Raw genomic sequence first — 7547 nt, 5'->3', positions numbered from 1 at the left:
GCTTGCACACTGGATTTGCAGTGTTTGTAAATTAATCTGACTTCCCTTGCCTCTGCCGAGCGTTCCATGCCCGACTTGCTCGACCGTTACCCGCTGACCGCGGGCACTTATCACGAACTGCTGGACGACAGCGGCGCGGTTCGCGCCCATTGGCAGCGGCTGCTCGATCACTTGCAACGCAGCACCCCGGCGCAACTGGCCCAGCGCCAAGCCTTGCTGACTCGGCAGATCCAGGAAAACGGCGTGACCTACAACGTCTACGCCGACCCCAAGGGCGCCGATCGCCCCTGGGAGCTGGACCTGCTGCCCCACGTGCTGGCCGCCGATGAATGGAAGCAACTTGCCGCCGGCATCGCCCAGCGTGCGCGCCTGCTGAATGCAGTACTGGCCGACCTCTACGGCCCGCAACGCCTGATCGCCGAAGGCTTGCTGCCGGCAGAACTGGTGTTCGGCCATAACAATTTCCTGTGGCCGTGCCAGGGCATCCAGCCGCCCGACGGCGCGTTCCTGCACCTGTACGCCGTGGACCTGGCGCGTACGCCGGATGGCCGCTGGTGGGTCACCGCCGACCGGACCCAGGCCCCGTCCGGCGCCGGTTATGCTTTGGAAAACCGCACCATCGTGTCCCGCGCCTTCCCGGACCTGTACCGCGACTTGCAGGTGCAGCACCTCACCGGGTTCTTCCGCACCCTGCAGGAAACCCTGGCCCGCCAGGCGCCGAGCGACGACCAGCCACCGCTGATCGTGCTGCTGACCCCGGGCCGTTTCAACGAAAGCTATTTCGAGCATCTGTACCTCGCCCGCCAGCTTGGCTACCCGCTGGTGGAAGGCGGCGACCTGACCGTGCGCGACGCCACGGTGTACCTCAAGACCCTCAGCGGCCTGCGCCGGGTGCACGCGATCATGCGCCGCCTGGACGACGATTTCTGCGACCCGCTGGAACTGCGCACCGACTCGGCCCTCGGCGTGCCCGGCCTGCTGGATGCCGTGCGCCAGGGCAATGTGCTGGTGGCCAACGCCCTGGGCAGTGGCGTGCTGGAATCCCCTGGCCTGTTGGGATTTCTGCCGAAGATCAATCAATTCCTGTTTGGCGAAGAGCTGATCCTGCCGTCCATCGCCACCTGGTGGTGCGGTGAGCCGCCGGTGCTGGCCGAAGCCCTGGAGAAACTGCCGGAGCTGCTGATCAAGCCGGCGTTTCCGTCGCAAAGCTTTACCCCGGTATTTGGCCGCGACTTGAACGACGAACAACGCGTAGCCCTGGCTGAACGCATGCGCGCGCGGCCTTACGCCTATGTCGCCCAGGAACTTGCGCAGTTGTCCCAGGCGCCGGTCTGGCACACCGTTGACGATCACCTTCAGCACCGCGCCATCGGCATGCGTGTGTACGCCGTAGCCAGCGCCGACGGTTATCGGGTACTGCCCGGTGGCCTGACCCGTGTGGCCGCCGATGCCGATGCCGAAGTGGTGTCGATGCAGCGCGGCGGTGCGAGCAAGGACACCTGGGTGCTCGGCGAACGCGCCCATGGCACCGAGCAATGGCGCGCCCAGCGGGCCATCGGCGCCCATGACCTGGTGCGGCGCGATCCGTACCTGCCGTCGCGGGTGGTGGAAAACCTGTTCTGGTTTGGCCGCTATTGCGAGCGCTGTGATGACAGTGCGCGCTGGCTGCGGATCGTCCTCGCCCGCTATGTCGACGGAGACGACCCGCTGGCGCTGCAGGCGGCGGTTGAACTGGGTGAGAACCTGCGACTGTTGCCGGAGGAGGGCGAGTTGCCTGAGCGGCTTCAGGCGGCGTTGCTCGGTGACGACTGGCCGTCGAGCCTGCGGGCCAACTTGCAGCGCTTGCAGTGGGCGGCGTCCCAGGTGCGCGGCAAGCTGTCCCGGGAAAACTGGCAGGCGCTGGTGGAGTTGCAGCGCGAAGCCCTGGAACTGGAAAGCGAAGAGCCGGACTTCGGCGAACTGCTGGATTTCCTCAACCGCCTGGTGATGTCCCTGGCCGCGCTGTCGGGCTTTGCCCTTGACGACATGACCCGCGACGAGGGCTGGCGCTTCCTGATGATGGGCCGGCGCATCGAGCGCCTGCAGTTTCTCAGCAGCAGCCTGGCGGCGTTCCTGCGCGGCGTGGCGGTGTTCGATCAGGCCGGGCTGGAGTGGTTGCTGGAGCTGGGCAACAGCAGCATCACCTATCGTTCGCGCTACCTCGCGGTACCGCAGCTGATTCCGGTGCTGGACCTGTTGCTGCTGGATGAGCAAAACCCCCACGCAGTGCTGTTCCAGCTGAAACTGGTGAGCCGCACCTTGCGCCGCTTGAATGACGATTTCGGCGTGCCCCGGGAAACCGGGCTGGCGCCGTTGGTGGAGCGCCTGGCGCGCTTTGACCTGGGCTGCCTGGAGAACCCGCTGTTCGGCGAGTCCAGTGTGCGTGCCGCGCTGGATGGCCTGGCCGACCTGCTGCAAGCGGTGGCCGATGAAAGTGGGCAAGTCTCCGACCGCCTGGCCTTGCGCCATTTTGCCCATGTGGACGATGTCAGCCAGCAAACGGTGTCTGTGTGATGAGTGCCCGCTACCAGATTTTCCACGATACCCATTATCACTACGACAGCCCGGTGTCCCTGGCCCAGCAGCTGGCGCACCTGTGGCCGCGGCCTTGCGCCTGGCAGCGCTGCAGCTCGCAGCAACTGGAGATCAGCCCCGAGCCGACCTCGCGCCGGGATGAACTGGATGTGTTCGGCAACCCGATCACCCGGCTGGCATTCGAGCGGCCCCATGATGAACTGCTGGTGAACGCCGGGCTGACAGTGGAGGTGTTGGCGCGGCCGCTGCTGGATTTCAGCCTGTCGCCGGCCTGGGACCAGACCCGCAACGGCCTGACCTACAGCAGCCAGCCGCTGTCGGCCGAAGTGATCGAGGCGTGCCGCTATCGGTTCGAATCGCCCTATGTGCATTTGAAGAAAAGCTTCGTCGAGTTCTCCGAAGACTGTTTCCCGGCTGGTCGTCCGTTGCTGTTGGGTGTGCAGGCGCTGATGCAGAAGATCTTCAGCGAATTTACTTTCGATGCCGAAGCCACCCAGGTCGCCACGCCGTTGGTGGAAGTGCTGGAGCGCCGGCGCGGCGTGTGCCAGGACTTCGCCCACCTGATGCTCGCGTGCCTGCGTTCCCGGGGCCTGGCGGCGCGGTATATCAGCGGTTACCTGCTGACCCAGCCACCGCCCGGCCAACCACGGTTGATCGGCGCGGATGCGTCCCACGCGTGGGTGTCGGTGTTTTGCCCGGTGTCGGGTTGGGTGGATTTTGACCCGACCAACAATGTGCAGCCGGCACTGGAACACATCACCCTGGCCTGGGGCCGGGACTTTTCCGATGTTTCGCCGTTGCGGGGGGTGATTCTGGGGGGAGGGAGCCATGACCCGGAAGTGCGGGTGACGGTGATGCCGCTGGAGTAATGCACATATCTCAAATCGGGACGCGGAGCGCCCCAGGATGCATTCCCACGCGGAGCGTGGGAACGATCACCTATTCAGCGTCTTTCGGTGCTTCGGTTTCGTCTGTAGCCACTGTACCTTCAGCATCCGGGTTCAGTGCACCGGCTTCTTCGTCGGCTGCAATTTTCTTGCGCTGCAGCTTTTCCTCTTTCTTCTGCTCTTTGGCCAAGTCTCTCTGACGTTTGGCGAAGGAGTAATTAGGTTTTGCCATGGGCGATCCTCTGGGGTCGAAGGTGAGGTTGAGCGGCGCGTATTCTGCCTTTAATCGCGTCCCAAGGGTTAATCGGGTTTTTGGTCCACCCATTTGGGCAGGACCAGCGGTTGCCAGGCATCCAGTACGTCAAGCAGCTCAGCCGGCGATTCGCTCATTTGCAGCATGGCACGATGCGGTGCCCGGACGAAGCCTTCGCCGACGATATGATCAAGAAAATCGGTCAACTTGCGGTAAAAACCGTTCACTTCGAGCAAACCCAGCGGTTTGCCGTGGTAGCCGAGCTGGCCCCAGGTCCAGACTTCGAACAGTTCTTCCAGGGTGCCCAGGCCGCCCGGCAGCGCAATAAAGGCGTCGCTCAGTTCGGCCATGCGCGCCTTGCGGGCGTGCATGCCGTCGACCACCTCCAGGCGGGTCAGGCCTTTGTGGCCGATTTCGAGGTTTTTCAGACTTTCGGGAATAATTCCGATCACCTCGCCGCCGGCTTCCAGCGCCGCATCGGCGACGATACCCATCAGGCCCACGGCGCCGCCGCCGTACACCAGGGTCAGCTTGCGCTCGGCCAGCGCGCGCCCGAGGGCCACGGCTGCTTCACGGTAGGCCGGGTTGGTGCCGCTGCTGGCACCGCAAAACACACAGACAGACTTCAAGGACATACCTGACTCCACTCAGTTGTGGCTAAAGAGTAAAGGCTGGCTTGCGTCTCTCAAAGGATTAAACCTCGCGTTGAGGTGTTTCGCAGGTGCCGCTGGCACCACAGGCATAGGCGGCAAGCAGGCTGCGGAACAGGCTATTGAGGTGCATGGCTGGAACTCCGGAAGGGTGATGGACCGATCATAGGCCGGCACCCGCACTTTGGCCGGTAGATTGTGTCGATGAGTCTGATAGCCTAAAGTTGTATACAATCTGTTGATACAGATCATATGAAGTCATGCCTGACTCAGGCACCCTTGTCGCAATATGCGTTTTTTAAACCCTGCCCTGGAGATTCACATGTTTGCCAAACTCGTTGCTGTTTCCCTGCTGACTCTGGCTAGCGGCCAGTTGCTTGCTGCAGAGTGCAAGGTCACTGTCGACTCCACTGACCAGATGTCCTTCAACACCAAGGCCATCGAAATCGACAAGAGCTGCAAGACGTTCACCGTTGAGTTGACCCACTCCGGCAGCTTGCCGAAAAACGTCATGGGCCATAACTGGGTGCTGAGTTCCGCCGCCGACATGCCTGGCATCGCCAGCGACGGCATGGCCGCCGGTATCGACAAGAACTACCTGAAAGACGGCGACACCCGCATCATCGCCCACACCAAGATCATCGGTGCCGGCGAGAAAGACTCCGTGACCTTCGATGTGTCGAAGCTGGCGGCAGGCACTGACTACGCGTTCTTCTGCTCGTTCCCAGGCCACATCTCGATGATGAAAGGCACTGTGACCCTGAAGTAAGCAATCTTCAGGCAAAAAAAAGCGCCCTTCGGGGCGCTTTTTTTGCCTGTAGGCAGGCTGCTCTTGTGGCGAGGGAGCTTGCTCCCGCTGGGCTGCGGAGCAGCCCCAATAAGCTCACCGCGTAGCATCAGAAAAAGCAGTAAGCAGGTTTCAGGGGCCGCTTCGCGCCCCAGCGGGAGCAAGCTCCCTCGCCACAGCAAGCCTTTTTGCCAGAATGAGCTGCTACGTCAGATCAGGGTGCAAACGGCATCACTCGCTTGTGCTCGGTCTTGCGATAGGTGTCGCAGATGATCTTGAAGGCTTCCTCGCGCACCGGCTCGCCGTGCAGGAACGCGTCGATCTCGGCATAGGTCACGCCATGGGACGCTTCGTCCGGCTTGCCCGGCGACAGGTCTTCCAGGTCGGCCGTCGGGATCTTCTCTACCAGCGATTCCGGAGCACCAAAGTGCCGGGCAATCGCGCGCACCTGGTTCTTCACCAGCCCGCTCAGCGGTGCCAGGTCGCAGGCGCCGTCACCGAACTTGGTGAAAAAGCCCATCACGGCTTCCGCCGCATGGTCGGTACCGATCACCAAACCACCGGCCGCGCCGGCGATGGTGTACTGCGCCACCATGCGCATGCGCGCCTTGGTGTTGCCCAGCACGAAGTCCCGGGAGACTGCGGCCTTGCCTTCAAACGCCGCCACTTCATTGGCCAGGGATTTCACCGCCGGGCCGATGTTCACTGTGTGGCGTTCGTCGGGTTCGATAAAGTCCACGGACGCCTGGGCGTCGTGTTCGTCGAACTGGGTTTCGTAGGGCAGGCGCACCGCGATAAAGCGGTACGCATCGTCACCCTTGGCAGCCCGCAACTCTTGCATTGCACGCTGGGCCAGCAGGCCGGCGGTCAGGGAGTCGACGCCGCCGCTGATGCCCAGCACCAACGTCTTGAGGCCTGAATTGAGCAGGCAATCCTGGATAAAGGTAACGCGCCGGGCGACCTCCGCCTCAAGGGCGGCCTGGTCCTTGAACGGTGGTTGGACCTTGAGCTGTTCAGCAATCTCGCGCTGTACGGCTTGCATGATTCACTCCTTGCTGGGTAGGGCAGGTACTTTGAAAACGTGGCGCAAATAGGCGACAAAGTTCGGATCGGTGCAGTGGGTCTTGCCCGCTTCATCGGAAATCTTCGCGACGGGCTGGCCATTACAGGCAGTCATTTTAAGCACGATGCTCATCGGTTCCACACCTGGAATATCACAGGTCAGGTTGGTGCCGATGCCGAAGCTCACATTGATCCGACCACGCAGCGCGCGGAAAATCTCCAGCGCCTTGGGCAGCGACAGGCTGTCAGAGAACACCAGGGTCTTGCTCATGGGCTCGATCCCCAGCTTGTGATAGTGGGCGATCGCCTTTTCGGCCCATTGCACCGGGTCACCGGAGTCGTGGCGCAGGCCGTCGAAGAGCTTGGCGAAGTACAGGTCGAAATCGCTGAGAAACGCATCGGTGGTGATGCAATCGGTCAGGGCGATGCCCAGCAGGCCACGGTACTCGCGCACCCAGCAGTCGAGGGCGGCGATCTGGCTGTCGATCAGGCGCGGGCCGAGTTGCTGGTGGGCCATGATCCATTCGTGGGCCATGGTGCCCAGCGGCTTCATGTTCAGCTCGCGGGCCAGGTGCACGTTGCTGGTGCCGACAAAACGCCCGGGGAAGTCGTGCTTGAGCACGTTCACCACTTCTTCCTGCACGCGGTAGGAGAAGCGTCGACGCGTGCCGAAATCCGCGACCTGCAGTTCGGACAGTTCTTCGACGCTGGCGTTGGCCGTCAGCCAGTCGAACTTGCGATACAGCTGCTCGCGGGCCTGTTCGAGGATCACGCTCTGGTAGCGATAGCGGTTACGCACTTCGCTGACGATGGCCAGCATCGGCACTTCAAACAGGATCACGTGCAGCCATGGCCCGCGCAGGCGGATAAACAGCTCACCGTTTTCGATACCGGTGTGCACGTAGCGCAGGTTGAAGCGAAACAGCCCGAGGAAACGCAGGAAATCTGGCTTCATGAAGCTGATGCGTTCCAGGAAGCCCAGTTGGTCGGGGCTCAGGCTCAGCTCGGCGAGGCGCTCGATCTGGTAGCGGATCTCCGCCAGGTACGGGCGCAGGTCTTCACTGTTGCGGCAACGAAACTCCCATTCAACTTCCACGTTCGGGTAGTTGTGCAGCACCGCCTGCATCATGGTCAGCTTGTAGAAGTCGGTGTCGAGCAGGTTCTGCACGATGCGATCGGCAAACACACTCTCGCTCATAACGGGAATCTCCAGACGGGTCGGCGATGGGCGCCGACCTTTACGCACAATTAAGGAATGGCGCTAGTGGCGCATAGACCTGTGCTGTTTTGCCAGTGATTTTTTTGGGGATGACTACTGGCGCCATCGCAGGCAA

The 7547-nt window shown here is 62.2% G+C and carries 7 protein-coding genes; 3 read left to right on the top strand and 4 right to left on the bottom strand.

Annotated features, from left to right (window positions below):
- Window positions 1-66 precede the first annotated feature (66 nt).
- Complete coding sequence (locus HX801_RS18525; RefSeq protein ID WP_177022495.1) at window positions 67-2553, top strand: circularly permuted type 2 ATP-grasp protein; 2487 nt, start codon at window positions 67-69, stop codon at window positions 2551-2553.
- Window positions 2553-3443, top strand: coding sequence for a transglutaminase family protein (locus HX801_RS18520; RefSeq protein ID WP_003217471.1), 891 nt, complete (start codon window positions 2553-2555; stop codon window positions 3441-3443). The genes HX801_RS18525 and HX801_RS18520 overlap by 1 nt, the downstream gene beginning before the upstream one ends.
- A 70-nt stretch (window positions 3444-3513) precedes the next feature.
- Here HX801_RS18520 and HX801_RS18515 read toward each other — a convergent pair whose 3' ends face one another.
- The gene (locus HX801_RS18515) at window positions 3514-3693 is read right to left on the bottom strand and encodes a hypothetical protein (RefSeq protein WP_003217470.1); all 180 of its coding nucleotides are present in this window, start codon (window positions 3691-3693) and stop codon (window positions 3514-3516) included.
- A gap of 68 nt (window positions 3694-3761) precedes the next feature.
- The gene (locus HX801_RS18510; protein WP_003217468.1) at window positions 3762-4349 is read right to left on the bottom strand and encodes a TIGR00730 family Rossman fold protein; all 588 of its coding nucleotides are present in this window, start codon (window positions 4347-4349) and stop codon (window positions 3762-3764) included.
- Between the two features lie 337 nt (window positions 4350-4686).
- Here HX801_RS18510 and azu point away from each other — a divergent pair, with 337 nt between their 5' ends.
- On the top strand, window positions 4687-5133 hold the full coding sequence (gene azu, locus HX801_RS18505) for an azurin (protein WP_008439083.1): 447 nt from the start codon (window positions 4687-4689) through the stop codon (window positions 5131-5133).
- A 232-nt stretch (window positions 5134-5365) separates the two neighbouring features.
- On the opposite strand, the gene nadE is transcribed toward azu, so the two are convergent.
- Entirely contained in the window at window positions 5366-6193 is an 828-nt protein-coding gene (gene nadE / locus HX801_RS18500) for an ammonia-dependent NAD(+) synthetase (RefSeq protein ID WP_003217462.1), read from the bottom strand.
- 3 nt (window positions 6194-6196) lie between these two features.
- Window positions 6197-7411, bottom strand: a complete 1215-nt coding sequence (gene pncB / locus HX801_RS18495; protein WP_003217456.1) for a nicotinate phosphoribosyltransferase — start codon at window positions 7409-7411, stop codon at window positions 6197-6199.
- Window positions 7412-7547: the final 136 nt, after the last annotated feature.

This window comes from Pseudomonas sp. G1002 (assembly GCF_013385455.1).
Taxonomy (GTDB): domain Bacteria; phylum Pseudomonadota; class Gammaproteobacteria; order Pseudomonadales; family Pseudomonadaceae; genus Aquipseudomonas.
This window is presented reverse-complemented; position numbering and strand designations above follow the sequence as displayed.

Coding starts and splice junctions, on each gene's coding strand:
- HX801_RS18525 (WP_177022495.1), top strand. CDS start 67: ATGCCCGACTTGCTCGACCGTTACCCGCTGACCGCGGGCACTTATCAC.
- HX801_RS18520 (WP_003217471.1), top strand. CDS start 2,553: ATGAGTGCCCGCTACCAGATTTTCCACGATACCCATTATCACTACGAC.
- HX801_RS18515 (WP_003217470.1), bottom strand. CDS start 3,693: ATGGCAAAACCTAATTACTCCTTCGCCAAACGTCAGAGAGACTTGGCC.
- HX801_RS18510 (WP_003217468.1), bottom strand. CDS start 4,349: ATGTCCTTGAAGTCTGTCTGTGTGTTTTGCGGTGCCAGCAGCGGCACC.
- azu (WP_008439083.1), top strand. CDS start 4,687: ATGTTTGCCAAACTCGTTGCTGTTTCCCTGCTGACTCTGGCTAGCGGC.
- nadE (WP_003217462.1), bottom strand. CDS start 6,193: ATGCAAGCCGTACAGCGCGAGATTGCTGAACAGCTCAAGGTCCAACCA.
- pncB (WP_003217456.1), bottom strand. CDS start 7,411: ATGAGCGAGAGTGTGTTTGCCGATCGCATCGTGCAGAACCTGCTCGAC.